The 26,460-nt window shown below is 46.1% G+C and carries 31 protein-coding genes; 1 reads left to right on the top strand and 30 read right to left on the bottom strand.

Annotated features, from left to right (window positions below; all coding sequences use genetic code 11):
* Positions 1-3: 3 nt before the first annotated feature.
* The 29 genes from flhB to folP all read right to left on the bottom strand — a co-directional run bounded on the left by flhB (position 4) and on the right by folP (position 24,917).
* A complete protein-coding gene (gene flhB, locus C508_RS0114465; RefSeq protein WP_018704289.1) occupies positions 4-1,152 on the bottom strand; it encodes a flagellar biosynthesis protein FlhB in 1,149 nt (382 codons plus the stop codon).
* Complete coding sequence (gene fliR, locus C508_RS0114460) at positions 1,106-1,888, bottom strand: flagellar biosynthetic protein FliR (protein WP_018704288.1); 783 nt, start codon at positions 1,886-1,888, stop codon at positions 1,106-1,108. Before fliR ends, flhB begins: the two co-directional genes overlap by 47 nt.
* Positions 1,889-1,898: 10 nt before the next feature.
* Positions 1,899-2,168 carry a flagellar biosynthesis protein FliQ gene (gene fliQ, locus C508_RS0114455; RefSeq protein WP_018704287.1) on the bottom strand — a complete coding sequence of 90 codons (270 nt, stop codon included), beginning with the start codon at positions 2,166-2,168 and terminating at the stop codon, positions 1,899-1,901.
* Positions 2,169-2,184: 16 nt separating this feature from the next.
* Positions 2,185-2,919 carry a flagellar type III secretion system pore protein FliP gene (gene fliP / locus C508_RS0114450; RefSeq protein WP_037350987.1) on the bottom strand — a complete coding sequence of 245 codons (735 nt, stop codon included), beginning with the start codon at positions 2,917-2,919 and terminating at the stop codon, positions 2,185-2,187.
* Positions 2,920-2,974: 55 nt separating this feature from the next.
* The gene (locus tag C508_RS18820) at positions 2,975-3,520 is read right to left on the bottom strand and encodes a FliO/MopB family protein (protein WP_018704285.1); all 546 of its coding nucleotides are present in this window, start codon (positions 3,518-3,520) and stop codon (positions 2,975-2,977) included.
* A 4-nt stretch (positions 3,521-3,524) separates the two neighbouring features.
* Positions 3,525-3,887, bottom strand: a complete 363-nt coding sequence (locus C508_RS0114440; protein WP_018704284.1) for a response regulator — start codon at positions 3,885-3,887, stop codon at positions 3,525-3,527.
* A 32-nt stretch (positions 3,888-3,919) separates the two neighbouring features.
* Positions 3,920-5,071, bottom strand: coding sequence for a flagellar motor switch phosphatase FliY (gene fliY, locus C508_RS0114435; RefSeq protein WP_018704283.1), 1,152 nt, complete (start codon positions 5,069-5,071; stop codon positions 3,920-3,922).
* A complete protein-coding gene (fliM, locus tag C508_RS0114430; protein ID WP_018704282.1) occupies positions 5,064-6,068 on the bottom strand; it encodes a flagellar motor switch protein FliM in 1,005 nt (334 codons plus the stop codon). The genes fliY and fliM overlap by 8 nt, the downstream gene beginning before the upstream one ends.
* Positions 6,069-6,103: 35 nt before the next feature.
* Positions 6,104-6,577 (bottom strand): flagellar basal body-associated FliL family protein, encoded by a 474-nt coding sequence (locus tag C508_RS0114425; RefSeq protein WP_018704281.1) that lies wholly within the window; start codon positions 6,575-6,577, stop codon positions 6,104-6,106.
* 91 nt (positions 6,578-6,668) lie between these two features.
* Positions 6,669-6,863: a flagellar FlbD family protein gene (locus C508_RS0114420; protein WP_018704280.1), complete on the bottom strand. Its 195-nt coding sequence runs from the start codon at positions 6,861-6,863 to the stop codon at positions 6,669-6,671.
* Between the two features lie 171 nt (positions 6,864-7,034).
* Positions 7,035-7,430, bottom strand: coding sequence for a TIGR02530 family flagellar biosynthesis protein (locus tag C508_RS0114415; RefSeq protein WP_018704279.1), 396 nt, complete (start codon positions 7,428-7,430; stop codon positions 7,035-7,037).
* Between the two features lie 37 nt (positions 7,431-7,467).
* Positions 7,468-9,054: a flagellar hook-length control protein FliK gene (locus C508_RS0114410; protein WP_018704278.1), complete on the bottom strand. Its 1,587-nt coding sequence runs from the start codon at positions 9,052-9,054 to the stop codon at positions 7,468-7,470.
* A 78-nt stretch (positions 9,055-9,132) separates the two neighbouring features.
* The gene (locus C508_RS18815) at positions 9,133-9,768 is read right to left on the bottom strand and encodes a MotE family protein (protein ID WP_018704277.1); all 636 of its coding nucleotides are present in this window, start codon (positions 9,766-9,768) and stop codon (positions 9,133-9,135) included.
* Positions 9,769-9,795: 27 nt separating this feature from the next.
* Entirely contained in the window at positions 9,796-10,386 is a 591-nt protein-coding gene (locus tag C508_RS0114400; RefSeq protein ID WP_018704276.1) for a lytic transglycosylase domain-containing protein, read from the bottom strand.
* Between the two features lie 6 nt (positions 10,387-10,392).
* On the bottom strand, positions 10,393-10,845 hold the full coding sequence (locus C508_RS0114395; RefSeq protein WP_018704275.1) for a flagellar export protein FliJ: 453 nt from the start codon (positions 10,843-10,845) through the stop codon (positions 10,393-10,395).
* Between the two features lie 21 nt (positions 10,846-10,866).
* The gene (fliI, locus tag C508_RS0114390) at positions 10,867-12,192 is read right to left on the bottom strand and encodes a flagellar protein export ATPase FliI (protein WP_018704274.1); all 1,326 of its coding nucleotides are present in this window, start codon (positions 12,190-12,192) and stop codon (positions 10,867-10,869) included.
* The gene (locus C508_RS18810) at positions 12,189-12,947 is read right to left on the bottom strand and encodes a FliH/SctL family protein (protein WP_018704273.1); all 759 of its coding nucleotides are present in this window, start codon (positions 12,945-12,947) and stop codon (positions 12,189-12,191) included. The genes fliI and C508_RS18810 overlap by 4 nt, the downstream gene beginning before the upstream one ends.
* Positions 12,940-13,950 (bottom strand): flagellar motor switch protein FliG, encoded by a 1,011-nt coding sequence (gene fliG / locus C508_RS0114380; protein WP_018704272.1) that lies wholly within the window; start codon positions 13,948-13,950, stop codon positions 12,940-12,942. Before fliG ends, C508_RS18810 begins: the two co-directional genes overlap by 8 nt.
* 24 nt (positions 13,951-13,974) lie before the next feature.
* Complete coding sequence (gene fliF / locus C508_RS0114375; RefSeq protein ID WP_026319555.1) at positions 13,975-15,519, bottom strand: flagellar basal-body MS-ring/collar protein FliF; 1,545 nt, start codon at positions 15,517-15,519, stop codon at positions 13,975-13,977.
* A gap of 56 nt (positions 15,520-15,575) precedes the next feature.
* Positions 15,576-15,878, bottom strand: a complete 303-nt coding sequence (fliE, locus tag C508_RS0114370) for a flagellar hook-basal body complex protein FliE (protein WP_018704270.1) — start codon at positions 15,876-15,878, stop codon at positions 15,576-15,578.
* A 76-nt stretch (positions 15,879-15,954) separates the two neighbouring features.
* Entirely contained in the window at positions 15,955-16,392 is a 438-nt protein-coding gene (flgC, locus tag C508_RS0114365) for a flagellar basal body rod protein FlgC (protein ID WP_018704269.1), read from the bottom strand.
* 3 nt (positions 16,393-16,395) lie between these two features.
* The gene (gene flgB, locus C508_RS0114360; RefSeq protein WP_018704268.1) at positions 16,396-16,809 is read right to left on the bottom strand and encodes a flagellar basal body rod protein FlgB; all 414 of its coding nucleotides are present in this window, start codon (positions 16,807-16,809) and stop codon (positions 16,396-16,398) included.
* Positions 16,810-17,092: 283 nt separating this feature from the next.
* Complete coding sequence (gene codY / locus C508_RS0114355) at positions 17,093-17,869, bottom strand: GTP-sensing pleiotropic transcriptional regulator CodY (RefSeq protein ID WP_018704267.1); 777 nt, start codon at positions 17,867-17,869, stop codon at positions 17,093-17,095.
* A gap of 255 nt (positions 17,870-18,124) precedes the next feature.
* On the bottom strand, positions 18,125-19,447 hold the full coding sequence (trmFO, locus tag C508_RS0114350; RefSeq protein ID WP_018704266.1) for a methylenetetrahydrofolate--tRNA-(uracil(54)-C(5))-methyltransferase (FADH(2)-oxidizing) TrmFO: 1,323 nt from the start codon (positions 19,445-19,447) through the stop codon (positions 18,125-18,127).
* The gene (topA, locus tag C508_RS0114345; RefSeq protein ID WP_018704265.1) at positions 19,444-21,567 is read right to left on the bottom strand and encodes a type I DNA topoisomerase; all 2,124 of its coding nucleotides are present in this window, start codon (positions 21,565-21,567) and stop codon (positions 19,444-19,446) included. Before topA ends, trmFO begins: the two co-directional genes overlap by 4 nt.
* A complete protein-coding gene (gene dprA / locus C508_RS0114340) occupies positions 21,564-22,667 on the bottom strand; it encodes a DNA-processing protein DprA (protein WP_018704264.1) in 1,104 nt (367 codons plus the stop codon). Before dprA ends, topA begins: the two co-directional genes overlap by 4 nt.
* Before the next feature lie 165 nt (positions 22,668-22,832).
* Positions 22,833-23,339, bottom strand: a complete 507-nt coding sequence (gene folK, locus C508_RS0114335; RefSeq protein WP_026319552.1) for a 2-amino-4-hydroxy-6-hydroxymethyldihydropteridine diphosphokinase — start codon at positions 23,337-23,339, stop codon at positions 22,833-22,835.
* A gap of 4 nt (positions 23,340-23,343) precedes the next feature.
* Complete coding sequence (gene folB, locus C508_RS0114330; protein ID WP_018704262.1) at positions 23,344-23,703, bottom strand: dihydroneopterin aldolase; 360 nt, start codon at positions 23,701-23,703, stop codon at positions 23,344-23,346.
* A gap of 5 nt (positions 23,704-23,708) precedes the next feature.
* On the bottom strand, positions 23,709-24,917 hold the full coding sequence (gene folP / locus C508_RS0114325) for a dihydropteroate synthase (protein WP_018704261.1): 1,209 nt from the start codon (positions 24,915-24,917) through the stop codon (positions 23,709-23,711).
* A gap of 224 nt (positions 24,918-25,141) precedes the next feature.
* Between folP and C508_RS0114320 the strand changes: the two genes are divergently transcribed.
* Positions 25,142-26,197: a nicotinate phosphoribosyltransferase gene (locus C508_RS0114320; protein ID WP_018704260.1), complete on the top strand. Its 1,056-nt coding sequence runs from the start codon at positions 25,142-25,144 to the stop codon at positions 26,195-26,197.
* 96 nt (positions 26,198-26,293) lie between these two features.
* Here C508_RS0114320 and C508_RS20940 read toward each other — a convergent pair whose 3' ends face one another.
* Positions 26,294-26,452, bottom strand: coding sequence for an IS3 family transposase (locus C508_RS20940; protein WP_422664641.1), 159 nt, complete (start codon positions 26,450-26,452; stop codon positions 26,294-26,296).
* Between the last annotated feature and the right edge of the window lie 8 nt (positions 26,453-26,460).

Here is a 26,460-nt window from a genome sequence, read left to right as displayed (position 1 = left end):
TCTTTACGACAAACGCCGTTTCAGACGGTATACATACGCCAAAACTTCAGCTACTGATTTATATAATTCCGCAGGCACTGTGTCCCCCACTTCGGTAGAAGAGTACAACGCTCTTGCCAGCGGTTTGTTTTCTACTATAACTACTTTATGTTCTTTCGCAATGTCTTTGATGCGCAAGGCTACAAAATCCTGACCTTTAGCCACAATTTGCGGCGCCGCCATCACCTTATTATCATATTTTAAAGCCACTGCAAAATGAGTAGGATTGGTTATAACAACATCAGCTTTTGGCACTTCCTGCATCATCCGCTGCATTGCCATAGCGCGCTGCCGTTCTTTAATCTTTCCTTTGATTAAAGGATCACCCTCACTTTGCTTAAATTCTTGTTTCACGTCATGTTTACTCATTTTTAAATTCTGACGATATTCCCAGTTTTGATACAAAAAATCTAATGCTGCTAAAATCAACATAACGGCGCAAATTTCAAAAACCATACCTAAAATCATTGAAGAAGTAGCTTTTAAAGACGCCCATAACTCCGCATTAATCAGCATAGCATTATTCAGAAGATTTTGTTTAATAACTCGATAGATAAAAAAGCCTACTACACATACCTTAAATAAGGACTTCGCTAATTCTACCAGTGAACGCTTAGAAATCAACCTTCCAGCCCCTGCAATAGGATCTAGTTTTTCTAAGCTGGGCATTAAGGGCTCCATACTAAAAATAAAACCGACTTGTAATAAATTCATAATCACCGCTGAAAAAGCCAACGTCGCCATAATCGGAAAAGCTGTTTTCAACATGACAACAATTGCTTCTACAAATAAAAGCTGCAAGTCAACAAACGTCAAATCATTCGTAGAAAAGCTGCTATAAACATGACGCATAAACAGTCCTAATTCTTCAAAAATAAAACTGCCTAACACTTGCAGCACAAAAAAAGCCAAAATTATACTGACGGTTGCATTAATTTCCATGCTTTTGGCAACTTGACCTTTTTCACGCGCTTCCTGCAGCCGTTTAGGGGTAGCGTCCTCTGTTTTTTCCTCATTAAATCGTTGGAGGTCAAATACCCAAGAGGCTTGCTCTCTCTGCTCAAATTCAGCGCAACATGAGCAGCATTCTGTACATTTCCTGATACATTCCATTAAACGCCACTTCCAAAAACAAAATATAAAAAGGAATTACAAGAGTTAGAACAAACAAGCCTACAAAAATTTTCACGGGAATACCCACCACGAAAATATTCATTTGCGGCATGGTCCGCGCCAAAATGCCCAGAGCAATATCGGAAAGCAGCAATGCACTCAGCACAGGAATAGAGATTTTCATCGCAATTACAAATATACCGCCCACCATATCGACAAATACTTCTGCACTTTGCGGAGAAAAATCAACTTCACCAACCGGTATCAGTTGATAGCTGTTAACTAAACCAGAAAATAAAAAATGATGACTGTTGGTCGTCAAAAATACCAGCATGGCCAGTATGTATTTAAAATTTCCTAAAAGCGGCACTTGTTGCCCTGATTGCGGATCAAAGACGCTAACAATGCCAAAGCCGATTTGCATATCCAACAATTGTCCCGCCATTTGCACGGCAGTAAAAAACAAATACGCCGTAAATCCCATGACTAACCCTACAAGCAGTTCCTTAATTACCATAAAAGCAAAAGGAAATAACGTATCCGGAATTGCCAATTCAGGCCGAAAGATCATAGGAAAAAGCAGTAAAGCGCACATAAAAGCCAGTGACATGCGAATACGTCCTGAAACATTACGACTGCCAAAAAAAGGAGCTGTAATAAAAACTCCTGACATACGTACCAACATCAATAAAAAAAATCCAATATGTCCTTGAAAAACCGCAAAAAGTTCATTCATAAAACCGTCCTCAATGCGACAGTTTTGGCAGTATCAAGAGCAGTTGCTGCGTAAAATCCATTAATAGACGCAGCATCCACGGCCCAAAGATCAAAATTGCCACAAACACAGCAATAATTTTAGGGATAAACGCCAATGTCTGTTCCTGAATTTGCGTAGTAGCCTGAAACACGCTAACCAGCAGCCCCACCAACAGCCCTAATCCCAGCATGGGAGCAGAAACCAACATCACCATTAGCAGGGCGTCCCGGCCCAATTCGACAGCATAATCTGCCGACATAACTCATCGCCCCGTTTCAATTAAAACTCATAATTAACGATCGGACTACCAAATGCCAGCCATCGACCAAGACAAATAAAAGAATCTTAAAAGGCAGTGAAATCATGACTGGCGGCACCATCATCATCCCCATCGACATCAAGGTGCTTGCTACTACCATATCAATAACGATGAATGGAATGTATAAAAGAAAGCCGATTTGAAAAGCAGTTTTTAATTCACTAATCATGAACGCAGGAATCAAAACCGATGTAGACACATCTTCCGGTCCATTAGGCCGCGGCGCCTCCGAGAGATTTACAAATAAAGCTAAGTCGTTTTCACGAGTTTGCTTAAACATAAATTCCCGCATAGGCTCCATGGCTGCTTTGACCGCATCTTCTTGCCCCATCCCTCCTGCCAAAAAAGGCTGTAACGCATTCTGATTTACAGCATCCAAATAGGGCGACATTGTGAAAAACGTAAGAAACAGCGCCAATGCGACAAGCACCTGATTGGGAGGCATTTGTTGAGTCGCTAGAGCGCTGCGCAAAAAAGAAAGTACGACGATGATCCGTGTAAAAGATGTCATCATAATCAAAATAGACGGAGCTAATGATAACACGGTCAACGTCAATAAAATTTGTAGGCTTAGAGCCACTTCTTGAGGATTGTTCGCTTCATTAACGCCTATCGAAACATTCGGCGCCGGTACTAAGGGCGCCGCTTCCACATTGGCACAAATAAATCCTATTATGCAAAATAGAACCATCCCGAAAAGCAGCAAGCCTTGTTTTTTATAATCCACTCCGCTACCTCTTTCTTACTTATTTTCGGGATTGATCAAACACACGCGGGAATTTGTTTTTCAATGCATCTAAACGCTGCAACGAATTCGTCAGCATGTTGTTTAAAGGAATCTCACTAAATAATTCATCTTGCAACAACGCGTCCTGTTGAGAACGAATACGGTCTATTTCTTGGGGATCCGTAATCTCCAATAATAATTGGATTTGTTGGGACGTAATCCCCAAAACCAGAATACGCCCGCCTACTTCCACTACCTGAATAGCGCCTTGTTGCCCCAAAGGAATTACTTGCAATATTTGTTGCTTGCGACTTCCTTGCACTCCTAAATGGCCTAAGCGTCGTCCTAAAAAGCGAGATGCCACATAAGCCAAGAAGAGCACTACCGCAAAGGTGAACAGTAAGGAAAACACATATGCGAAAGAAGAAAGCCAAGAAAGGCCGCCGCTGTTAGAAACTGGCTCTTGATACTTTAAGTACTCATTTCCTGATTCTACAGCTAAAGCGGCCGTCTGCCAGACAGCCGCCGCCACTCCTACTGTTAATGCCGTCAGAAACCGTCCCATAGTCTTATCCAATGACTTTACGGACCGCTTCCAATACACGATCCGGCTGGAACGGCTTAACAATGAAGTCCCGTGCGCCGCATTGGATGGCTTCAATAACCATAGCCTGCTGCCCCATGGCGCTACACATGATTACCTTAGCATTGGCGTCAATTTTTTTAATTTCTTTTACCGCAGTAATCCCATCCATTTCCGGCATCGTAATATCCATCGTAGTCAAGTCGGGTTTCAATTCCTGAAATTTCTCTACTGCTTTCTGTCCGTTTTCCGCTTCGCCGACTACCTCATAACCATTTTTAGAAAGAATATCCTTGATCATCATCCGCATGAACGCAGCGTCATCCACAATCAAAACTCGTATTGCCATTGCCATCTCTCCTTATATCATTCTTGATTTTATTATTGCAAGCTACTGGCCCGTTCTATCGGGCTTACAATATCGGTTATGCGAACTCCAAAGTTTTCGTCGATAACCACGACTTCTCCTTTGGCTAGCAATTTGCCGTTTACTAAAACATCCACCGGTTCACCAGCTAGCTTATCCAGCTCCAAAACCGAACCGGGGCTTAATTCCAAGATTTCGCGAATCAATTTTTTGGTTCGTCCTAATTCCACCGTCACCTGCAACGGTACATCCAAAATCAAACCAATATTTCCGTCAACAGCTGCCATCTGCCCTGGTACGAGCGGTGAAAATTGTACTGCCTGCACTGGAACTTGAGGCTGTTGATAGCTAGGCTGCGGCGGCGCATAATAGCCCTGTTGCGGAGGCATTGCCGCCGCGGGTGCTGGTGCAGCGGCAATCGGAGGAGCCGACTGCGCAGCTGCGGGCGCTGCTGCGGCTGGTTGAGCCGGTGTAGCAGGCGCTGCAGTCTGTTGGCTAGCAATATCTCCCATGAGATTTTTAACCAGCGTCTTAGCCACCTCTACCGGTAAAATCTGCATAATTTCACTGTCAATTAAATCTTCCACTTCCATACGGAAAGCTACCCTCACCACATTTTCTGTAGCAGTAAGCGCTGACGTCAACGGCTCATGGGTAGCAAAATGGATCAAATTTGCTTTCGGCGGTGAAATATCGACTTTTTGTTTAAACATAGTTGACATCGAAGTAGCCACTGAGCCCATCATTTGGTTCATAGCTTCCCCTACCGCGCTCATATACAACTCATTTAATTCCGTAGGAGGATTAGTGCCATCATTCCCCATCATCAGATCCGCAATAATTAACGCATCCGATTCTTTAATCGCTAACAAATTAGTCCCATGAACGCCATGGGTATAGCCTACCTCTACGACAAGAAAAGGCAACGGGCAAGCATTCTGGATTTCCATCAGAGAAGAAACCCCTACTTTAGGAGTCGTAATGGACACGCGCTTACCTAATAAAATCGACAATGTTGTTGCTGCGCTGCCCATAGAAATATTGCCAATCTCGCCTAGAGCATCATGCTCTACATCAGAAAGAACCTCGCCGCTTGCTGCTGCCGGCGCTGCTTCACCTTTTAGCAAGGCGTCAAGCTCCTCTTGACTGAGAAAGCTCTCACTCATTTTCCGTATCTCCTTCATTTAGTATTTTCGTAATCTGTACGGCCATCTTCCGGTTAACTAAACCTGGTTTGCATAAAAATTTCTCCCGGTGGCCAACTGTAATTTTCAACTCATGCTCAACCTGGCTATCCAGCCGCAACACATCTCCTTGAGACAAACCAAGCAGATCATATACATTAATCTGCGTACGCCCCATTTCGACAACAAGAGGTATACGCGCCTTTTCCAACTTTTGCTGTATAGCGCTCACATGCTCTGGCAACGACTGCTTGCTCATGGATGAAGCTACCCAAAAAGTAGTGGTTAGCTTCGACATAATAGGTTCCAGTACTAAATAAGGAATACAGATATTGACTAATCCTTCGGCCTGTCCGATTTTACATTGCAACGTAATAAGCACTACCATATCATTCGGCGGCACAATTTGGGTAAACTGGGGATTGGTTTCAATCATCTCCAATTTAGGATCCACAACCAGCACCTGTTTCCAAGCATCTTGCAGAGAATCAAGCGCTTTACTCATAACCCGGCGAACAATCGACTCTTCAATGTCTGTCAATGCACGCGGTTTGGACAAAGGCAAACCTATACCGCCGAACAACCGGTCAATTACGGCAAACACTATATTGGGATTCATTTCCAAAATAACATTCCCTTTTAAAGGACGCATTTGGAAAATACCGATAACGCTGGGATTAGGCAAAGAACGAACAAATTCTTCATAGGTCATTTGGTCCACTGAGGCTACGTTAATATGCACCAGTGCTCTCAAGTTAGCCGATAAGTAGGTGTTGAAAAACCTAGCGAAGTTCTCATGTAGCATATACAGCGTACGAATCTGATCCTTCGAAAACTTATCCGGCCGCTTAAAATCATAGACCTTGATTTTGCGTTGTTCCTGTTCGCCTTTTATGTCTTCCGCAGATACTTCTCCTGCCGAAAGCGCATTTAGCAACTCATCAATTTCGGACTGGGATAATACATCAGGCCCGGCCAACGCGCTCCCTCCCTTGGTTGCATCTTACCACGTTATTATTGCAAAATAAAGTTTGTGATATATACTTCATAAACCCGCTCTTCTCCCAACGACTTATTCACTTCACGTTTAATAAGCTCTTTGAGGTTTTCTTGTTTTGAGGGATCAAAGTCTTCTACTTTTTGCGACCGCAGCACATACAATACCGTGTCTTGTATCTTCACCTCTTGAGGAGATAAAGCGTTTTTATCCTTTTTCTCTTCCTTTAAGGGTTTCATTTCCAAAACAAGGCCTATTTTCAAATAACGTCCGCTGCTAGGTCCGCCTATGTTAACAACCAATTGGCCGTCTTTAGGGTCGCCTAACTTCACAAAAGTTCCTGGTTCGCGTTGCTCCAATTTAGTGCCAGACTTATCAGCAACAATTTTAGAGGCAATAAAGTATGAAATTCCTCCGGCTAATGCCAACCCCACCACGATCATGACTACAATCAGCATTAGCGGCATCTTCTTCTTTTCTCCATCAGCCATTGCTACACCTCCTTCAAATTTTGGCATATCTTATAAAATATTTAATTTCATTTACATATGTACAGCGGTTAAGCCCGCTTGTTTTCAATCGTTAACGAAAATTATTGAATATGGCCCGACGATATTGCATTACTTTACGTACCAATTCTTCCATAGATTCTTCCACAAGCAATTTTTTTCCGTTCGTCAGAGTTACCACCGTATCTGGGGTTTCTTCAATCATTTCAATCAGTTCGGCATTTAAAACAAATTCATCTTTTGCTTTCAAACGAGTCACCTTGATCATTGCATTTCTCCCCTTACATTGGGCTGCAGGGAGGAGTTCCTCCCTGCAGCTAATTTTACCATCACCGTTCCAAATTAGCCAGTTTTTACAAAAGACATCCGAATTTTATACAACCGCTTCCATCATTCCGCGGTTCAAGAGCTTCCAATTCGGTCCAGCTCCTAGGCAGTTTCAAGCAATTACGGCACTGTCAATATTGGTAAAAACATGACTTTTAACACCGTCGCCTTCCATGGCAGTGATCACAGTTTTATTACGCACGCTGACGACAAAGGCAAGCGAGTCCACAAGCACCAATGCTTCTCGTCCGCCTTTTTGCGCCGCATCCTGTACGGCACTTTGCAGACGCTGCGTTTGCGTAGAACTTAATTCAATGCCCCGTTGCGCCAAGCGTTGTTGCGCATGCTGTGAAAAATGCAATTCCTGCATTTGCCCCTGCAGTACTGTTTCAAAGGAATCGGCGGCTCCGGTCGCCTTCTTTGTTGCCATTCCTGCAGATTCATTAAAAGATCTAAGAGGTGACGGCGTGACAAGTTGCTTTGAAAAAACAACTTTAGGTGACTGCATGCAAACCGTCCTCCTTCACGCCAAACGCTTTTACTTTTTAAATCCGGTAATCAACCGCTGCATCACCTGTGTCCAGTGACAATTCCACTGGCTCTAGCTTTTCTTCCGCTGTTATAGCGTTATTTTTCCCCTGCGGCGACTTTCCTTGTTGGCCTTGCTGCTGTTGCGGCAACGCGTCTCCCAATCCGGCATATACGGCGGCTCCTTGCACCCGAACTCCCTGCTGTTGCATTTCCTGCCGGAATTGCTGCAAGTTAGCTTCCAATACGGCTCTCACCTCTGCGTTCGAGCTGTGGAACGTAGCGTTTACAGTCCCAGCTGCATCTACGGCCACCTTTAGAACCAAGTCTCCCAAATGTTCCGGCCTCAAGCGAATCACCATCTCTGTACTATCAGGCAGTCGAATCATACGTGCTTGGGCTACCATTTGATCGAAAACTCCATGAGGATCAGCTACCGCTGTTGACGCTGCGCTGGTTGCAGCAGTTGCTTCTGTTTGCGGTTTCGACGCAGTGTTCTGTAAAAGCGCCGCCTGTATCGGTTGAAAATCCGTTTCCGCTTGAGAATCAACCTTTACTGGCACTGTTTTTTGTGATGCCCCTTCACTAAAAGCTTGTCCGGCAAATGCAGCCGCCGAATCGGTATTCCCTGAGGCTGCACGACGGACGCCATAGTTAGTTGCTGCTGCAGAATCCATCTTTTGTTCTTGAGGACCTTGCTCGTCGCTAGTTTGCCCCTTTACCGCTTGAGATTCATTACTAATAATACGTCCTTGCGGTTGATACAAGGTAGGCGCCTCCGAAAGGCTTACCACCGGATCGGCCTGCGACTGTGCCATTTTTTGCGGTTCTGCCGCCTCGCTTACCTTTTGTCTTACTTGTAAAGCGTCGGGCTGGGTTTCTGGTTTTGTTGCCTTATTTTCCAATGTTTGCTCCGTCGAAGCAGTTACTGGAGCCTCCGACATTTCCGTTTGTGACTGCAAAGCAGCCGTTTGTACTGGAGCGGCCACTGTTGGCGCTTGCACTTTCTGTTCTACCGCTTCTGTCGCATTTCCAATACTGTTTTGCATAACTTCAGCTAACGCTTCTCTCAAATGCAACGGAGGTGTTTCCACAACAGCCGTTTTCTGCAGCATCCCCTGCAATTGCTGTAGGAAATTTTGTTTGCTCGCATCATCGCCTACCCACTGTTGAAGCCAGCCAGTCAATTCCGACGTTTGCTTTTGCTCCTTCACCGCCGAAAAAATTTCATTCAGCCAAGCTTTCTGAGTTCCAACATCCACGCTACTTGGCAGGGCAGCCAGGTCTTCATTGATAGTTTGCATTGTTGACACGGTTCCTGGTACCAGCGATGCCAATAAAGCGGCTTCTGCCGCATCCAAATCTTTGGCTTCCGTGGCAACCGTTTCAATTCCTGCTTGTTGTCCCTTTTCTACCGCTAAAGAGCTTCCCAAGCAAGTAGAAAATGAATCAGTTCCCGTTGCCGCACCTGTTTTATCAGTACGATTAGTCTTTGATAATCCTTTGATAGCGGCATTAGGATTTACTTGCCCCTGCGTCGCAGTAACCGCATTCGCATTCGAAGCGCCTCCCGGCAAGGAATTGATAAGCGTATTTATTCCCATCTCTTTCACCTCCTTTCTACAATATACTCATTAAATACATTTTTTGTTTCTTCATGCTGTTGGCACCCCTTGCTGCAACTATTCCAGTTTTGCAGGCCGCATCATACTTTGCGTCAATCGTGCGGCACGGCTGGAATCAAAGAGAGGTAAAATTTTAGATACTTGTTCTTCTTCCATTTTGCCCATAATCGCCAAAACTTCCGTATCATCCAGACGGTTCAAAATGCCTACAGCTTCATCCGGCTTCATGCCGCCATACAAGCGAGCCAAACGACCAATACGTTTGCTCTCCTCTTGCTGCTGCTTTTTAAGCATTTTTTCCTTTTCCGCTTCTGTCAACGGCACCGTCTTGGGTTGAGGCGGCACTAAGGCAGGATCCGCAGGCGGTTGCACAACAGGCAGCGCAGGCGCGGTTACACTTTCAGGCAATTCCACCGGTTCAAAGTTGGTTGCCGGCTGTTCAAAATACCGTCCGATGCCCGGTACATTGGCCAAACCGTATTGTTTTCCCAGATCTTCCAAGTCGATTAGCTTGAAATATACTCCTACTCCAAAGCCTAAAAGAACAAGCAAAACGACCAAAAGCAGCGCGACCCCAAGCTTCAGCAGGAAAATGATGCGCGACTTTTTCTCTACTGGTGCTTCCACAGTTGCGTTCTTTGCATCCTGGGATTTATTCTTATTTTGTCTTACATCTGTTTTACCTGCTGCCATACTGCGAAACCATCCTTATCCACCTAATTATATTTCGTTCTCATTTTCCATGAACTTTAATACTCTTTTCACATATTCCTGTGTTTCGCCATAAGGAGGAACGCCTCCGTATGCTTCCACCGCTCCAGGACCTGCATTATATGCCGCAACCGCTTTGGCAGGGTCGCCTTGAAAATGCTGCAGCATTTGCCGCAAATACGTCACGCCGCCTTCAATATTCTCTCTGGTATCTTGCGGGTTAACGCCTAACGCCCTCGCTGTGTCCGGCATCAGCTGCATGATGCCTTGTGCGCCAACGTCTGAAACCGCTTGGGAGTCAAAATTAGATTCCGCCTTAGCCACGGCCATAGCAAGCCTCGGATCTACACCTTGCCTTTTTGCACTGGAGCTAACCATTTGCCGTATGGAATCTCCCTGCTGAGAGAGAGCAGTTCCTGTTGTACTTGCAAGCGTAGAAGAAGACTTGCCTCGGACTTGCTGCTGCAATTCATCCGTAAAAGAAGCAGGTTGCCCTGACAAAGAAGCATTTTTGGCAGTAAGCATGTTTCCCATACGGCCGAATTTGGCTTCAATGGCAGCGATCCGCCCTGTAATTTCTTGAATGCTTTGAATCACCATTCCCTATCACTCTCCTTCTTCCCGCAAATATAACTGCATACCAATTTCATCTAAAACCTTTTGTTCTTCCATCAACGACTCATGCAAATATTGTTGATACTGCGTTTCCTTCAGCGATTCTACCGCTTTCAAATGTTTAACCGCTTCTTCCAGTTTCAGCAGACAGTTTTGGCGCGCTAGTTCCCTCGCTTCCTTTTCGGCAATAAGCTCTTTTTCACGGTTGTAGGATCGTATTTGGCACGCATCGTATAAAGGCAGTATAGCTGCATTCAACAGTCCTTTGCTTTGCTGAGCCGCAAACCACGTTCTCGCTTCACTTCGCTCTTTCCAAAGCTTTTGGAGGGCATCTACCGTCTCTTGCACCCTACGTGTGGCTTCCGCTAATTCTAGTTTAACTTCATCACATTTCCGGCGGCGCACTCCTAACAGCACTTCAAGACGGAAATGAAAGCGTTTCATAGTCCAGGCTCCTTCTTAATCTCAACACCCTTCTACAAGCTGCATCAATTGCATTACCGCATCAGATAAAGTAGTTTGTTCATATACATCCTGCTGCAGAAACTTTCGAATAGCGCCTATGCGTTCAATTGCTTGATCAATCTCCGGGTTGCTTCCTTGAACATACGCGCCAATATTAATCAGATCCGCTGCATCGCGATGGGTTGCCATCAACGAGCGAAGGCACTGAGCGGCCATACGCTGCTCTTTGGTTACAACTTCGGTCATAACCCGGCTTACGCTATTTAGAATATCAATGGCCGGATAGTGATTTTGCGCTGCAATACTGCGTGAAAGCACGATATGTCCGTCAAGAATGCTGCGTACAGCGTCGGCGATGGGTTCATTCATATCATCGCCGTCAACTAAAACCGTATAGATTCCGGTAATGGAACCATTAGCCCCTGTTCCAGAACGTTCCAACAGTTTCGGAAGCATCGCAAAAACAGAGGGAGTATAGCCTCTGGTCGCTGGCGGTTCTCCAACAGTAAGACCTACTTCACGCTGCGCCATAGCAAAACGCGTTACTGAATCCATCATGAACATCACATCGCGCCCTTGGTCTCGGAAATATTCCGCAATAGCCGTCGCTGTCAAAGCTCCTTTAATTCGCACCAATGCGGGCTGATCCGAAGTAGCTACTACCACTACCGATCGTTTCAAGCCTTCTTCCCCTAAATCGCGTTCAATAAATTCACGCACCTCACGGCCACGTTCGCCGATTAAGGCAATGACACTGATATCTGCCTCGGTATTTCTAGCCATCATACCTAAGAGCGTACTTTTTCCAACGCCACTACCCGCCATGATTCCCACACGCTGTCCCTTGCCTAAAGTAAGCAGCGCATCAATTGCTCGAACGCCTACGGAAAGAGGTTCTTCAATCCGCCTTCTTGTAAGCGGCGGCGGAGGTAATGCATTTAACGGATATTCACGACTGGAAACAAGGGGGCCTTTGCCATCCATAGGACGCCCCATTCCATCAAGAATGCGTCCCAATAAACCTTGACCTACTGTCACTTTCAAGGTCCCTTGAGCGGAAATCACCTCGCATCCAGGTCCAATTCCTTCCATCTCTGCAATCGGCATTAACAGCACTCGATTTTGGCGAAATCCGACTACCTCCGCTGGAATCGCTTGAGCGCCTCCACGACTACTTACATAACACAAATCGCCCAAATTGACATTAGGCCCTTGCGATTCAATGACCAACCCCACAATCTGAGTGACTCGCCCACTTCGCCGCATGCTTTCGCACTGCCTGATAGCCTGAAAATAAACATCGCCTGAAAATGCGTCCTTCATCATGGCATCACTTCTTTCAACGCCTGTTGCAGCATTTCCATTTGAGTTTCCATTCTTGCATCCACCGTTCCAGCCGTCGTCTCTACAATACAACCGCCTGGAGACACTGTATGATCCGCACTAATACGCAAGCCTTCCTCTCGACCAATCAAGAGTTGCAAATCACGCCGCGCCATCAAAACGGTTTCATAATCATCAGGATGCACCCGAATTTGAATGGCATCCTGATCTTTCACTTTACTAATCGCAGCAGTTACAATGGGCAACACAACCAGTGGATTTTCCGCTACCTCTCGCGCCAAGACTTTACGTACACAATCCAATACCAAATCCACCACTTGACGTTCTGCATCTACAAGAAACTCTACCTGCTGTTGCTCTGCTGCACGAATTAAGCGATTGGCATTTTGCACCGCCTGTTCCACAGCCAGCTTCATTTCTTTTTCCGCAGCCTGTCGTCCCTGAGCTAATCCTTCTTCAAAACCTTCACGATGTCCCTGCTCTTTAGCCTGTCCATATAACGATTCCGCCTCGCCTTTAATGCGGGCAGCATCTAATTGAGCCGTTCTCACGAGAGCTTCAGCCTGACGCTGCGCTTCCGTTAAAATTACATTCGCTCTCTCTTGAGCAATTTCATCTACACTTCGAGTGTCAAATTTTTCCTCATTTTTATCTTCATGCTGAAGGACTGCCGGAGGCTTGTTCTGAATCACTACCAGCTCCCCTTGCAAGGGCGGCGATTTGATGATTCTATGCAATGACCTCGTCTCCTTTGCCGCGAGATACTATGATTTCTCCCGACTCTTCTAAGCGTCGGATGACATTTACAATTTTTTGCTGTGATTCTTCTACATCGCGAATACGTACCGGTCCCATATACTCAATTTCTTCGCGCAACATTTCAGAAGCCCTTTTCGACATGTTCTTGTAGATTTTTTCACCCACTTCGCCTGACGAAGCCTTAAGCGCCAAGGCCAAATCCTTCTGATCGATTTCACGCAAGACCATTTGCAGCGACCGATCATCCAGCATAACAATATCTTCAAAGACAAACATTTTACGTTTAATTTCTTCTGCCAGTTCCGGATTTTGCACTTCCAGATTTTCAATGATTGTGCGTTCAGTCGTACGGTCTACACGGTTCAGCATTTCCACAATCGTATCAACGCCGCCGGCAGTAGTAAAGTCCTGGGTAGCCAATGAAGATAGCTTCCGTTCTAAAACCCGTTCGACATCCTTCAACACATCCGGCGACGTCCGGTCCATCAATGCAATTCTTTTAGAAACTTCCACTTGCCGATCCGCTGGCAAATTAGAAATAATCGCAGCAGATTGCTCCGGCGTCAAATAAGCCATCACCAGGGCAATCGTTTGGGGATGCTCATTTTGAATAAAGTTTAAAAGCTGTGATGGATCCGTCTTTCGCGCAAAGTCAAACGGACGAATTTGCAGACTCGACGTCAGCCGGTTGATAATCGAAACGGCTTTTTCCGAACCTAATGCCTTTTCCAGCACTTCTCTTGCATACTCAAGACCTCCGGCGGAAATATATTCCTTTGCCACTAGCAGTGCATGAAATTCATCTAACACTTTTTCTTTTTGTTCCTGCGTAACTTTGCGCTGGCTAGCAATTTCCAGCGTTAGTTTTTCAATTTCTTCTTCCCGCAAATGACGAAAAACCTGGGAAGATACTTCAGGACCCAACGAAATCAACAGAATGGCCGCTTTTTGTTTCGGCGTTAACTCATTTTGACCATACATACATTATTCCCTCCCGGCGACCTTTTACTCGTCTGTCAACCACGCTTTGAGCATTTGTGCGATATCTTCCGGGCGCGATTTCGCCATCTGTTCGATCGCCTGACGCTGTTCTTGGCGTCGCCGTTCTTCTGGCGATAATTCCGCCTCGGCGCCTGCCAGATCAGCAACTTCATCCATTGCCAGCATCTGTTGCATTTCTTCCATTTCACGTTCACGCTGTTTCCGTTTCAAGTATAAACGAATAATTGCAAACAATGTTCCTGCCAACAGCAGCACCAAGGCAATTTTCATCCACATGGCCTGCGCCTGTTGGCGTTTGAAATCTTCTTCTTCCTGTCTTTGCTTGTCCGCCAGCTCCGTACTGAAGGGCAGACGTTCTACTGACAAAACATCTCCTCGGGTCGGGTTAATTCCCACTGCAGAAGAAACAGTTCTCGACAGGCTGTCTTGCTGTAGCGGCGTAACCGAATCGTCTACAAGGACCGCTACTGCCAAACGTCGGATTGATCCCGGAGCCGCTACTACTTTTTCCTTAGTTTCATTGATCTCATAATTTCTCACAGCCTCTTTCTTTTCATAGTTAGACTGTGAATTAGGATTTGTTGTTACATACCCCGGTATATTGCTAGGAGTTCCAGCCGGACCGCCGGGCGTTGTAGACGTACCTTTGTAGTTCTCGCTTACATCTTGAGAGCTTCGCACAATTCCTTTGTCGTCTACGACAGGCTCAAAGGTCTGCTTATCCACAGTTCTCTGATCAAATGTCAATTCCAGATTTACACGCGCAGCCGCCTTGCCTGGTCCAAGAACTTGATCCAACAGACTCTGCAGGTTCTTTTGCATTTCTTCCTGCATTTTCTTAGTCAGTTCCACCTGCGTTAGAGAGCCTGAGCCAATACCTCCGGGTTGCTCCGGCGGTTCATTCAGTACTCGAGCCATAGAATCCACAACAGTAACATTCTCCGGTTTTAAACCTTGAATGCTGTGCGCCACCAAATTGACAATCCCTTTAATTTGCTCTTTTGATAATTCAGTTTGGGGCTTGAGTTTCAACATAATAGAGGCAGTCGCCGGCTTTTCATTCTTCTTATACAAGCTGTCTTCAGGCATTACAATATGAACTCGAGCCTTTTCTACTTCTGCCAATTGTTCAATGGTCCGCGTCAACTCTCCTTGTAATGCCTGTAATAAATTTACTTTGTTTTGAAATTCTGTAGTGCCAAATTTACTTTGGTCAAAAATTTCAAAGCCCTTGTTCCCTCTTGGCAACCCTTGGCTCGCCAAATCCAAGCGGACTCGGTATACGTCTTTGGAAGAAACCAAAATAACAGTACCGTCGCCGCCTACTTCGTGAGGAATTTTCAATTCTTTTAATTTTTCCCGAATAGCGCCTGCATCTTTAGCTTCTAAGCCAGTATAAAGAGGCACTAAGTCTGGGCGGCTTCCCACCCAATAGCTAACTCCAAGTACGGCAACAAGCGTCAATACGCCCACGCCTATAAGGATTAGCCGTTGTCTCCGTTCCATGTTTCGCCAAAACCGCAGCACCTGTTCCTTCCAGTCTGCCATGAATTCCATCCTCTCATAATCTCCACGTTGGAATGTTTTTCATGCTGCTGCGACTATTATACCGTCATGCGCATGACTTCTTGATACGCGTCAAGAGCCTTGTTCCGAATTTGCATAGTCAGTTGCAAGGCTACATTGGCTTTTTCAGCGGCAACTGTGACTTCAGAAAGATCCTGAATCTCTCCGGCAGCCATTTTTACCGACAGACTTTGTGAATTAAGCTGTAATTTATTTACTTCTCCTAGCGCATTAGTAAAAAACTGTTGAAAGGACTCTCCGTCAATAGCAGCCGCCTGCGGCTTTGCCGCTTCCGTTAAAGCCAGTGGAGCTTTTACCAGCGATATGGGTTCAATTCGCATCTTCACACCTCTTTTCCCAATAAAAAAATTCACTGCAGCACTTTGCCACGCTCGAGTTTCTATGTATTCAAAACACTTATTTACCGATTTCCAAAGCCTTGGTCATCATAGTTTTTGCAGTATTAATCGAAGTTGCATTTGCTTCGTATGCCCTGGTGGCTGTAATCATATCCACCATTTCCGCAACAACATTCACGTTAGGCATTCGGACATAGCCATTTGCATCTGCATCCGGATGTTGCGGTTCATAAACGGTTCGAAAAGGACTAGCGTCTTCTGTAATTCCAACAGCACGCACACCTTCCGTATTGCTTCCCATTTCTTTTTGCAACACCCTGCCAAAGGACTGTTCTCCTTCTCTTGGCGCAAAAACAACCACTTGCCGACGATAAGGACCGCCTGCAACTGTACGGGTGGAATTGACATTAGCCAAGTTATTGGAAATCACATCCATCCGCAGCCGTTCTGCCGTCAAGCCTGATCCCGCCGCATCAATTGCCGAAAACAAACTCATAACTTAGCTTGCTCCTCCCTTAATCACACTTTTAAGTGAAGTAAAATAGCGTCCGATATCCAGGGCTACCGCTTGATAGTAAATACTGTTTTTTGCCATACCGGCCATTTCCGCATCAATATCTACGTTATTCCCATCAATGCGAATGGACGTATCCTTTTGAACTTGCACTTGGGCTTTCGGAACGGCACCGGTCGCCTGAGGATAATGCTTTTCGTTGGTACGCGACATTTGCAACCGTTTACCATCTCCAAGCTGATCTCGTAACAAGGACTCAAACACTACATCGCTTTTTTTAAACCCGGGCGTATTTACATTGGCCACATTGTTGCTGATCACGCGTTGCCGCGTGCTGGCCGCTTGTAAAGCCCCTTCCATAATCGCCACCCGTCGGGGCGAAATAATAGCCTCCAACACGTAGAAGTTCCTCCTTGCCGAACCGCCGCTCTGCGGTTTTCAAATTTCCACTTGTGACTACTTGATCAATCGCAAAACAATACTTATTTCCAGTTCGACATAATTTCAAAAAACCCTTGCTATTACTGCAAATCTGGACAAATTTTTCCTTTTTTGCACCATAAGTCCTATCCTTATCTTGGAGAAACCAGGCCACATGTATTGATTTCACAATAAAAGCCTCCCTCACAGAAGAGGGAGGCTTTAGCGACAACAAGTTCTCCCTGCGTCACTGCAAGTCACATTATTTTTTCAGTTTTTTCAATTCGTCGATCAAAAGATCATTCAACACTTTGATATAAGTCCCCTTCATACCCAGCGACTTAGATTCAATAACGCCAGCACTTTCGAATTTCCGTAAAGCATTGACAATAACCGAGCGGGTGATACCAACGCGATCAGCTATCTTGCTGGCAACTAATAAGCCTTCATTTCCTTCAAGCTCGTTAAGAATATGCATAACCGCTTCCAATTCCGAATAAGAAAGAGTTCCCAACGCGACCTGTACGGTTGCTTTTTTTCTTGCCTCATCTTCAATTTTTTCGCTACGGTCACGCAGCATTTCCATCCCGACAACTGTTGAGCCATATTCGCCAAGCACCAAGTCGTCATCTTCAAAAGTCACTTCAAACTTAGCGACAATCAAGGTGCCAATCCGCTCGCCAACGCCATAAATAGGAATAACCGTGGTATATTTTCCAGAAAACATACATTCTGTTGCTTGATTAAAAGAGCACAAGCCTTTTTCCAGACTCAAATTCGGTGAAGTTTCATTCACCCGCAGCAACCATTCCACATATGTTTCCGGGAACTGTCGTTGTGAAAGAACTTTATCTCGCATTACTTCACATTCAAAATCGTCCATCAGTGCATACCCGAGCACGCCGCCTTCACGGCTGACAATATACACATTGGCTTTTAAAACCGAGCTTAAAACCTGAGACATATCAAAGTAATCCACTTTTTCCGACTTTTGCAGTAGTTTGTTGATTTTACGAGTCCGTTCTAACAAGGATCCCATGAGTCAATCCCTTCCCTTCCATTTATACATAATACATATTTACCGTTTCGCTTTTCGGTTTTACATTTACTTTCATTCTACATGGAGATGCTTCTTTCCTTCGCCTAAAAGACCTCCAGGAAAAATTCAGTAAATTTACGAAAGCGCTATCGCAACACAACTTACCTTGCAGCAAACTGTTCTTTGCAGCAACCTGCCCATACGGTCTATGTTACAGATATCTAACGTTAATTCATAGTAGCACAGCTAAGCGTTTCACGCAAGAATATTGTCATATTTTTCTTTTAATTTTTTAATGCAAATTAAAGCACGTTGTGCAATTTGCTGGTTTTTGATTTTTTTATCCCGAATTCTTTCTTCTAACGGAGGCAATAAACCAAAATTAATATTCATCGGTTGGAAATGCTTGCTTTCCGCGTGAGTAATATAATGGCACAAGGCGCCATGTGCTGACTCCCTCGGAAATTGCAGCGGCTCCTTCCCTTTAACCAATCGGGCTGCATTAATTCCTGCCACAAGTCCGGCCGCCGCTGATTCTACATAGCCTTCAACGCCAGTCAACTGACCGGCAAATAACCAATTGGGACGTTCTTTAGCCTGCATTGTTGGCAAAAGAACTTTAGGCGAATTAATAAAAGTATTGCGATGCATGACGCCAAAGCGCACAAACTGGGCCTGCTCCAGACCGGGAATCATTCGAAAGACCCGTTCTTGCTCCGGCCAACGCAAATGTGTTTGAAAACCCACCAGATTGTATAGAGTGCCTGCAATATTGTCCTGACGCAGCTGCACTACCGCATATGGAATGCGCCCCGTGTCAGGCCGCGGCAGTCCAACCGGCTTGAGTGGTCCAAAACGCAACGTATCTATGCCTCTAGCCGCCATAGCCTCTACAGGCATACAACCTTCAAAAAAGATTGTTTTCTCAAACTCGCGCACAGGAGCTGTTTCCGCCTGGGTCAGGGCCTGCCAAAACGCCTCGTACTCCTCTTTTTCCATAGGGCAATTCAGATAATCCGCATCTCCCTTATCATAGCGAGATGCCCGGTAAATTTTTTCCATATTCAAAGAATCCGCCTGCACAATCGGCGCTGCCGCATCATAAAAATATAATGACTCCGCGCCAGCAAACCGCTGGATTTCTTCGGACAAAGCCGGAGCCGTCAACGGCCCTGAAGCTATTACCGCCACCTCCGCCTGTACAGGTAACGTCTTGACTTCCTCTTCAACCACTGTAATTAAAGGATGCTGTCGAATCGCTTCGGTAATGCTGCGGCTGAATCCCTCTCGGTCTACAGCCAGCGCTCCGCCAGCAGGCAGGCGCCAAGCATCAGCTTGCTGCAAAATCAAAGAATTCAGTTGACGCATTTCCTCCTTTAGCAGTCCCACTGCATTTTCCACAGCTGCCGCACGCAAAGAATTGCTGCAAACAAGTTCCGCAAACCAAGGCGTGCTGTGAGCCGGGCTGGGCACAGACGGTCTCATTTCATACAACCGCACCCGAACGCCTGCCTGTGCAATTTGCCAAGCGGCCTCGCTTCCAGCTAGGCCAGCGCCAATTACTACAACTTCTTTCATTCCTGCTTCTCCTTCGAGGCCTTCTCTTTTCCCTCAGCTTTCTCCGCTGCGCGGCTGCTGCAATTTTCGTCACCACAGCGAACATTGCTCCGCCCGTTACGGAAAGCATGCCGCACCATAAAATGACCGCAAACCTGACAAGTCTCCGCTAAAGGAGCGTCCCAACTAACAAAGTCGCACTCTGGATAGCGTTGACAGCCGTAAAATACTTTTCCCCGTTTTGTGCGACGCTCAATAATTTTCGCTTGACACTTAGGGCAAGGAATTCCCGTATCTTTAATGATTGGTTTAGCGTTGCGACACTCTGGAAAGCCGGGACAAGCAAGAAATTTTCCATAACGCCCCTGCTTCACTACCATGTTGCGACCGCAACGCTCGCAAATTTCGTCTGAAACCTCTACAGGCAATTCTACTTGACCAATTTCTTCTTCCGCCTTCGCCAAGTGAACCGAAAAAGTATCGTAGAAATCACGCAGTACCGCCAAGCGCGTTTCCCGCCCCTCGGCAATAGCGTCTAACTGCCCTTCAAGGGATGCCGTAAATTTTACGTCAACAATGTCTTTAAAGTATTCTTTTAGTAAATCCAACACTAAATTGCCCAGTTCCGTAGGATAAAACTTCTTTTCCGCTTTAGCCACATAGCCCCGCTGCAAAATCGTGTCAATAATCGGCGCATACGTACTCGGTCGTCCAATTCCTTTTTCTTCCAATGTTTTAACCAACGTAGCTTCCGTATACCTTGGCGGCGGTTCTGTAAAATGCTGTTTAGGCTGCATTTTATGAAGCTTCACTTCTTGTCCTGGCTCCAAGTCAGGAAGACGCACATCTTTTTCTTCTTTGCCCTCGTCCATCCCCTCTGTATAGAGAATCATAAAGCCGGCAAACTTCAAAATGGAGCCGTTAGCACGCAAAAGATATGCCCCGGCCGTCAACTCCACACTAACCGTTTCATAAAGAGCGGCGTTCATCTGGCTAGCGACAAAGCGCTCCCAAATCAACTTGTACAAGCGCCATTGTTCCTTGCTAAGATACGATTCCACTTCTAAAGGAGTCAACTCTACATGAGTAGGGCGAATCGCTTCATGTGCATCTTGCGCCATTTTTTTCGTACTGTACACAGGAGCTTTAGGCGGCAAGTACGCCTCGCCATAACGAGAGGAAATTACTGTCCTAGCCTCTTCCTGGGCAGATTCTGCAATACGCGTCGAATCCGTACGCATATACGTAATCAGACCCACAGGCCCTTTTCCTCCCACAGGCAATCCTTCATACAACTGCTGAGCCACTGACATGGTTTTACGAGTCGTAAAACCCAACTTGCGGGCAGCTTCCTGTTGCAAGCTGCTCGTAGTAAAGGGAGCTGCCGGATTGCGCCGACGTTCCTTTTCTTTTTTGGAAGACACCATAAAGGCTGCTGCTTCTAGTTCTTTGGTCGCCGCCATAGTCTCCGCTTCATTTGTAAGCGCCAGTTTTTTTCCTTCTTTGGATATTACCTGCGCCTCAAACAAGGCTCCCCTGGGTTTGTCACGAAGTTTGGCCGCCAGAGTCCAGTACTCTTCCGAAACAAACTGTTCTATCTCCCGTTCCCTTTCGCAAATCAAGTTTACCGCCACAGACTGAACTCGGCCGGCGCTCAAACCTTTGCGAACTTTGCGCCAAAGCAAGGGGCTCAATTTATATCCCACCATGCGGTCCAAAAGCCGTCTGGTTTGCTGCGCATCCACCCGCGGCAAAAAGATAGAACGCGGATGCTTTAACGCCTGTTGAATCGCAGGTTTCGTAATTTCATTAAATTCAATCCGGCAAGAAGAATCTACAGGCACCTTTAGCAACTGCGCCAGATGCCAGGCAATAGCTTCCCCTTCCCGATCCATATCAGATGCAAGATAAATAGCGTCCGCTTGCTTGGCGGCATTTTTCAATTCTTTGATAATATCGCCCTTGCCGCGTATATTAATATATCTTGGTTCAAAATCTTGTTCCACGTCAATGCCAAATTGGCTTTTGGGCAAATCCCGCAAATGCCCCATAGAGGCTTTCACTGTATATTTTTTCCCCAAAAACTTTTCAATTGTTTTCGCTTTGGCTGGCGATTCCACTACCACCAACGTTTTTTTCACCAAATTACCTCCTTGGCAGTTCGGCCATATCGATGGCCTTCTTTACGAACCAGTCCTTTTAATTCCAGACAAAGCAATGTATATTGCAACTGCGTCCACTCTAGCTCTCCTATGGCGGCTAATTCATCAATATGCCGCAGATTGCCGGTAGAAAGCAAATTCCAAACCTTTTTTTCGTCTTCACTATCTAAAAGAGTTCCCTGCATAACGTTCTTAGCGCCTGCGTCGTCCCAACCGCAAGCCTGCAATACATCGACTCCATTTTCTACTAAGGCAGCACCCTGTCTCAACAAATGATGCGGTCCTTTGCTTCCGGGTGAAAAAATACTCCCCGGCACAGCGAGAACCTCTCGCCCCTCTTCCAATGCCATATCAGCAGTAATTAAAGCTCCGCTCTTTTCATGGGCTTCCACGACAATAGTCGCTTGCGCCAAGCCGGCAATAATGCGGTTACGCGCCGGGAAAAACTTCGGTCTAGGCTGCGTCCCGGGAGCGTATTCGCTCATTACACAACCGCCGGTCGCGACAATTTCTTCTAAAAGGCCTCTATTCTCAGGGGGATATACTACATCAATGCCGCAGCCCAAAACTGCAATTGTTACGCCATTTTGTTGCAAACAGCCGCGATGCGCTGCCGAGTCAATGCCCCGCGCTGCACCGCTGACAACCGCAATACCTGACAACGCTAAGTCCTCGCCCAGCCTTTCCGCCACATTTTTTCCATAAGGCGATGCCTTACGACTTCCAACAATCGCTACAATGCGTTTCGGCAAATGCGTTAGGCTTCCTTTTATAAAAAGGATCCGGGGCGGATGGTGAATTTGCTGTAATAAGGTCGGATACTCTGGCGAAGACAAGGATAAGCAGGAAATTCCCTGCTGTTTCCATGCCTGAAAAACGGCTTCCACATCTATTTTCTCTCGAAAACGCAAAAACGCTGCCGCCTCTTCCGCCGCAAAGAAGCCGGACAAAAGCAAATCGCGCTTGCTTGCTTTCCAGGCTTGCCGAGCGCGACCTTTCTGGGCCATCAATTTAACGACTACACGATCCCGCCATGCCGGAGCAGTTTGCAAAAGAGCGAGATACCAAGCATCTTCCACCTAAATCCCTTCCTTCGCGGCCAAAGGGGTCGCTCAATTGACCTTTATTATAAGCCGCATTTCCCCGCACGGTCAAGGGAATGAAAAAAGAAACCACTCAAAAGAAATGGTTTCTCACTGCGATAACCTAGCAAATTCCATTCAAATCTTGCATGGCGACCGCGTTTATTCTGTTCTTTTCTGAGGCAATGGAAACGGCGCATACCATCGCACGCCTTGTATATCCGCCTGTAATTCTGCCAAGCGTTTCGGCACCGTCACAAGATCTTCCGGCAGGCGTTCTTTTAAAAGTTCCCATAGCGGCACAAGCACAAACGCCCGTTGAAACAGCCCCGGGTGAGGCAAGGTCAAATGTTCGTCCGTACAATACACGTTAGAAATATACAAAATATCCAGATCTAACGTTCGCGGCCCCCACCGTACCGCCCGCTTACGGCCAAGAGCCGTTTCCACCGCCAAACAAATAGCCAACAGTTGTTCTGGAACGGCTGTTGTTTCCACCTCTAACACGGCATTTAAAAACGGAGGCTGCTCAAGAAACCCAAAGGGATCTGTTTCATATACCGAGGACGCTTCAATAATTTTTACTCCTTTTTCGGCTAGAAGCGCCGCTGCCTGCGCAAACAACGCCAACCGGTCCCCCTGATTGGAACCGATGGACAATAGTATCAAAAACTCACCGCCTTCTTGATACTTCTACTTCTACATAATCAATTTGCCCTGGCAACGGTACAGCAGGCTTACGAATTGCCACAGTTACTTCATTAATAGTAATCCACTCGTTCAATAGCAATTCTGCAAGATGTGTTCCCAACGCCTCTAGCAACAAAAAGCGTTTCTGTTCCACTTCACGTCGCACCAATGCATATACCGAGGTATAATCTACTGCTGCTCCCACTTCATCAGATTTTTCCGCCGCCGAAGGATCCACATTCATAATAACATCCAGATAAAAACGTTGCCCTTGTTCTCTTTCATATTCAAATACTCCATGGAATCCATACACCATCATGTTTTTCAACGTAATTTTTGTCATAACCTTCATCCTCTCTTCTGCATAGCATTGATCATTTTGGTTATTCTCGCCATAGCCTTCACGTCATGAACGCGAACGATTTGAACGCCTTGCGCAATGCCCCAAGCCACTGTGGCAGCCGTCCCTTCAACCCGGTCATCCACTGCCAGCCCCCCCAGCACCTCGCCGATAAAACGCTTGCGCGATGTACCCAGGAGAATCGGGCACCCCAGTGCTTTCAATTCGCCTAGCCGAGACATCACCTCCAAATTTTGCTCGCAATTCTTAGCAAAGCCAATCCCCGGATCAATCCAGACATTTTCTTCTCTAACACCGGCTGCTGCCGCAAGTTCCAAGCTACGCCGTAAAAAATCGCAAATGCCGCCCATTATATCTCCGGCATAGGCTGCTTCTTTTTGATTATGCATAACGACCACAGGAACATCATAGCGAGCTGCGACGGCGGCCATGGCAGCATCTCTTTGCAGGCCCCACACGTCATTAATAATATGCGCTCCCGCTTGCAACGCCGCTTCCGCCACCTCCGCTTTATACGTATCAATAGATATCGGCACAGAAATTTGCTTAACCAAAGGTTCTAGTACCGGCAACATGCGACTTAGCTCTATTTCGGCGGATATCTCCTGATTTCCTCCATAAGGCCTTGTTGATTCCGCACCCAGGTCAATAATATCAGCGCCCTCTTCCACTAACCGTTGCGCCTGCTCTATTGCCGCTTCCGCTGAAAAATATCTCCCTCCATCGGAAAAAGAATCTGGCGTTACATTCAAAATCCCCATCACAAGAGTTTTGTTTTCTTTTAAGACTAAGCGTTTCCCGTCTTGCCACGCATAGTCCCGCTGATAGCTTGGCTGCAAATACGCCTTCAACGCCTGTTCCATGGCCACCGCCACACGAGGCAAACCCCACGGCTGTTGTTTTAGCTGCGCCAAAGCCATACGGTACTGCTTAACCGTAGCAAACACCAAGACATCAGTGCACTCCTCCGATAAGTCAGCAGTACCTCTGGAAACCGCCACATCACCGCCTTTAGCCAAAAAGGTCTGTTTGAGCAAATTAGCCGCTTTTGTTGATAAGCCTTCTAGTTTCAATACCGGCAAAAGCATTTTTTCCGTCATCAAAGCAACGCCAACCGGATCACAGCCGATCTGCTCTAATTGACGCTTGGCTTCTGCCAATGACACTACAGATAAGGATCGCAGATTATATGCCATATGCGAATAGTTCCTCCTTTAAAGAACTTGTGTTATCACCTATGCAACTAAATCATAGATTGTAGCAGTTTCCTCTATGAATAGAGGATTGCCAAAACATTTATGTTTATTGTATCATATTTATTGTATGTTAAGGAGCAGGCAGTCAGATTGATTCTGGTAAACGCAATCGCGGCCGATGTTCCCCTGTAAAATTTGTAAAGGGTAGGCTAGGAGGCTTAGGAATGACACAACGCCGATCTCCCGAATGCTTTGACATTCCGGTAGAAAAGATCCGCAACGGGTACTTTAGTGATACATATTTCATTAAAACTAGTGATATTCTGCGAAAAGACGGATATCACCCCCGCGTTATGATGCAAATTTTCCAACGCAAAAATGCAATTTTATGCGGTATTGACGAAGCATTAGCCATCATACAGCGCTGTGCTTACCATCCTGAATCATTAGTTTTACATGCGCTACATGACGGCGACGAGTTGTCCCCTTGGGAAACCGTATTGACAATTGAAGGCGACCTAGCCGATTTTTCACATCTCGAAACTGTTTACCTTGGAGTGTTGGCCCGCCAAAGTAAAATTGCCACGCATGTTCGCGAAGTAGTCCGAGTCGCCAACAATAAACCCGTACTCTTCTTCCCCTCTCGTTTCGATCACTACAGCGTACAAGAAGTAGACGGGTATGCCGCTTATATCGGCGGCGCTCAAGGCGTCTCCACCATTGCTAACGCACAATATGGTTATGACGACGCCATTGGCACCATTCCTCATGCCTTAATCGCCACATACGGTGGCGATACCTTGCGCGCAACAAACGCTTTCCACAAACATATTGATCCTCAAGTCAACCGCGTAGCCCTAGTTGATTTTGACAACAATTGCGTAGAAACAAGTCTAACCATAGCCCGTGCCTTGGGCGACTCCTTATGGGGCGTACGCTTGGATACGTCAGACGCCCTTGTGGATGCTTCTGTAATTCCTTATATGAGCACCTTTAAACCCACCGGCGTTTGTCCGCAATTGGTTCGTAATGTGCGCCGCGCCTTAGATGACGAAGGATTCTCCCATGTAAAGATAGTCGTTTCAGGCGGTTTCAATTCTGAACGAATCCAACAATTCGAACGCGAAAAGACTCCTGTCGATGTGTATGCTGTGGGCAGCAGCCTTTTTGAAAAGGAAAATATTAATTTCACTGCCGATATTGTCATGGTCAACAATGAAGAATGCGCCAAATTTGGCCGCCAATTACGGCCAAATCCAAAATTAGAGCTTATAAAATAAAAAAGGACCCGCAAATGGTGTGCTCCCCGTCAATAGGACAATCAAACAATATAAAGAGTTCCTTTACAGCTCATCCGTTTGGATGAGCTGTTTTTCTTATGCAGCGCTGTAGTGTTCGTGGTATTCATAAGGTGTCATAACGCCCAGCTTTCGTTGTAATCGGTCAAAGTTGTAGTAGTGGATATAGCTGCGGATTGCATGTATCAATTCCATTCTACTGGTAAATTTCCGGCCATAGTACATCTCGCGCTTCAGTATTCCCC

It is taken from the genome of Anaeromusa acidaminophila DSM 3853 (assembly GCF_000374545.1).
Classification (GTDB): domain Bacteria; phylum Bacillota; class Negativicutes; order Anaeromusales; family Anaeromusaceae; genus Anaeromusa; species Anaeromusa acidaminophila.
This window is presented reverse-complemented; position numbering and strand designations above follow the sequence as displayed.

Bases quoted from the DNA above. Each gene is read 5' to 3' on its own strand.
- folP (WP_018704261.1), bottom strand. From the start codon at position 24,917: ATGGCATATAATCTGCGATCCTTATCTGTAGTGTCATTGGCAGAAGCC.
- fliE (WP_018704270.1), bottom strand. From the start codon at position 15,878: ATGCGAATTGAACCCATATCGCTGGTAAAAGCTCCACTGGCTTTAACG.
- C508_RS0114415 (WP_018704279.1), bottom strand. From the start codon at position 7,430: ATGCAGTCACCTAAAGTTGTTTTTTCAAAGCAACTTGTCACGCCGTCA.
- flhB (WP_018704289.1), bottom strand. From the start codon at position 1,152: ATGGAATGTATCAGGAAATGTACAGAATGCTGCTCATGTTGCGCTGAA.
- C508_RS18820 (WP_018704285.1), bottom strand. From the start codon at position 3,520: ATGGGACGGTTTCTGACGGCATTAACAGTAGGAGTGGCGGCGGCTGTC.
- trmFO (WP_018704266.1), bottom strand. From the start codon at position 19,447: ATGAAAGAAGTTGTAGTAATTGGCGCTGGCCTAGCTGGAAGCGAGGCC.
- fliI (WP_018704274.1), bottom strand. From the start codon at position 12,192: ATGATGAAGGACGCATTTTCAGGCGATGTTTATTTTCAGGCTATCAGG.
- C508_RS0114410 (WP_018704278.1), bottom strand. From the start codon at position 9,054: ATGGGAATAAATACGCTTATCAATTCCTTGCCGGGAGGCGCTTCGAAT.
- fliY (WP_018704283.1), bottom strand. From the start codon at position 5,071: ATGAGTGAGAGCTTTCTCAGTCAAGAGGAGCTTGACGCCTTGCTAAAA.
- flgC (WP_018704269.1), bottom strand. From the start codon at position 16,392: ATGAGTTTGTTTTCGGCAATTGATGCGGCGGGATCAGGCTTGACGGCA.
- C508_RS0114440 (WP_018704284.1), bottom strand. From the start codon at position 3,887: ATGGCAATACGAGTTTTGATTGTGGATGACGCTGCGTTCATGCGGATG.
- C508_RS0114420 (WP_018704280.1), bottom strand. From the start codon at position 6,863: ATGATCAAGGTGACTCGTTTGAAAGCAAAAGATGAATTTGTTTTAAAT.
- fliP (WP_037350987.1), bottom strand. From the start codon at position 2,919: ATGGTTCTATTTTGCATAATAGGATTTATTTGTGCCAATGTGGAAGCG.
- fliQ (WP_018704287.1), bottom strand. From the start codon at position 2,168: ATGTCGGCAGATTATGCTGTCGAATTGGGCCGGGACGCCCTGCTAATG.
- fliR (WP_018704288.1), bottom strand. From the start codon at position 1,888: ATGAATGAACTTTTTGCGGTTTTTCAAGGACATATTGGATTTTTTTTA.
- C508_RS18815 (WP_018704277.1), bottom strand. From the start codon at position 9,768: ATGGCAGCAGGTAAAACAGATGTAAGACAAAATAAGAATAAATCCCAG.
- codY (WP_018704267.1), bottom strand. From the start codon at position 17,869: ATGGGATCCTTGTTAGAACGGACTCGTAAAATCAACAAACTACTGCAA.
- folB (WP_018704262.1), bottom strand. From the start codon at position 23,703: ATGACAAAAATTACGTTGAAAAACATGATGGTGTATGGATTCCATGGA.
- C508_RS0114425 (WP_018704281.1), bottom strand. From the start codon at position 6,577: ATGGCTGATGGAGAAAAGAAGAAGATGCCGCTAATGCTGATTGTAGTC.
- C508_RS0114395 (WP_018704275.1), bottom strand. From the start codon at position 10,845: ATGAAACGCTTTCATTTCCGTCTTGAAGTGCTGTTAGGAGTGCGCCGC.
- C508_RS0114400 (WP_018704276.1), bottom strand. From the start codon at position 10,386: ATGGTGATTCAAAGCATTCAAGAAATTACAGGGCGGATCGCTGCCATT.
- C508_RS0114320 (WP_018704260.1), top strand. From the start codon at position 25,142: ATGACACAACGCCGATCTCCCGAATGCTTTGACATTCCGGTAGAAAAG.
- fliG (WP_018704272.1), bottom strand. From the start codon at position 13,950: ATGTATGGTCAAAATGAGTTAACGCCGAAACAAAAAGCGGCCATTCTG.
- fliF (WP_026319555.1), bottom strand. From the start codon at position 15,519: ATGGCAGACTGGAAGGAACAGGTGCTGCGGTTTTGGCGAAACATGGAA.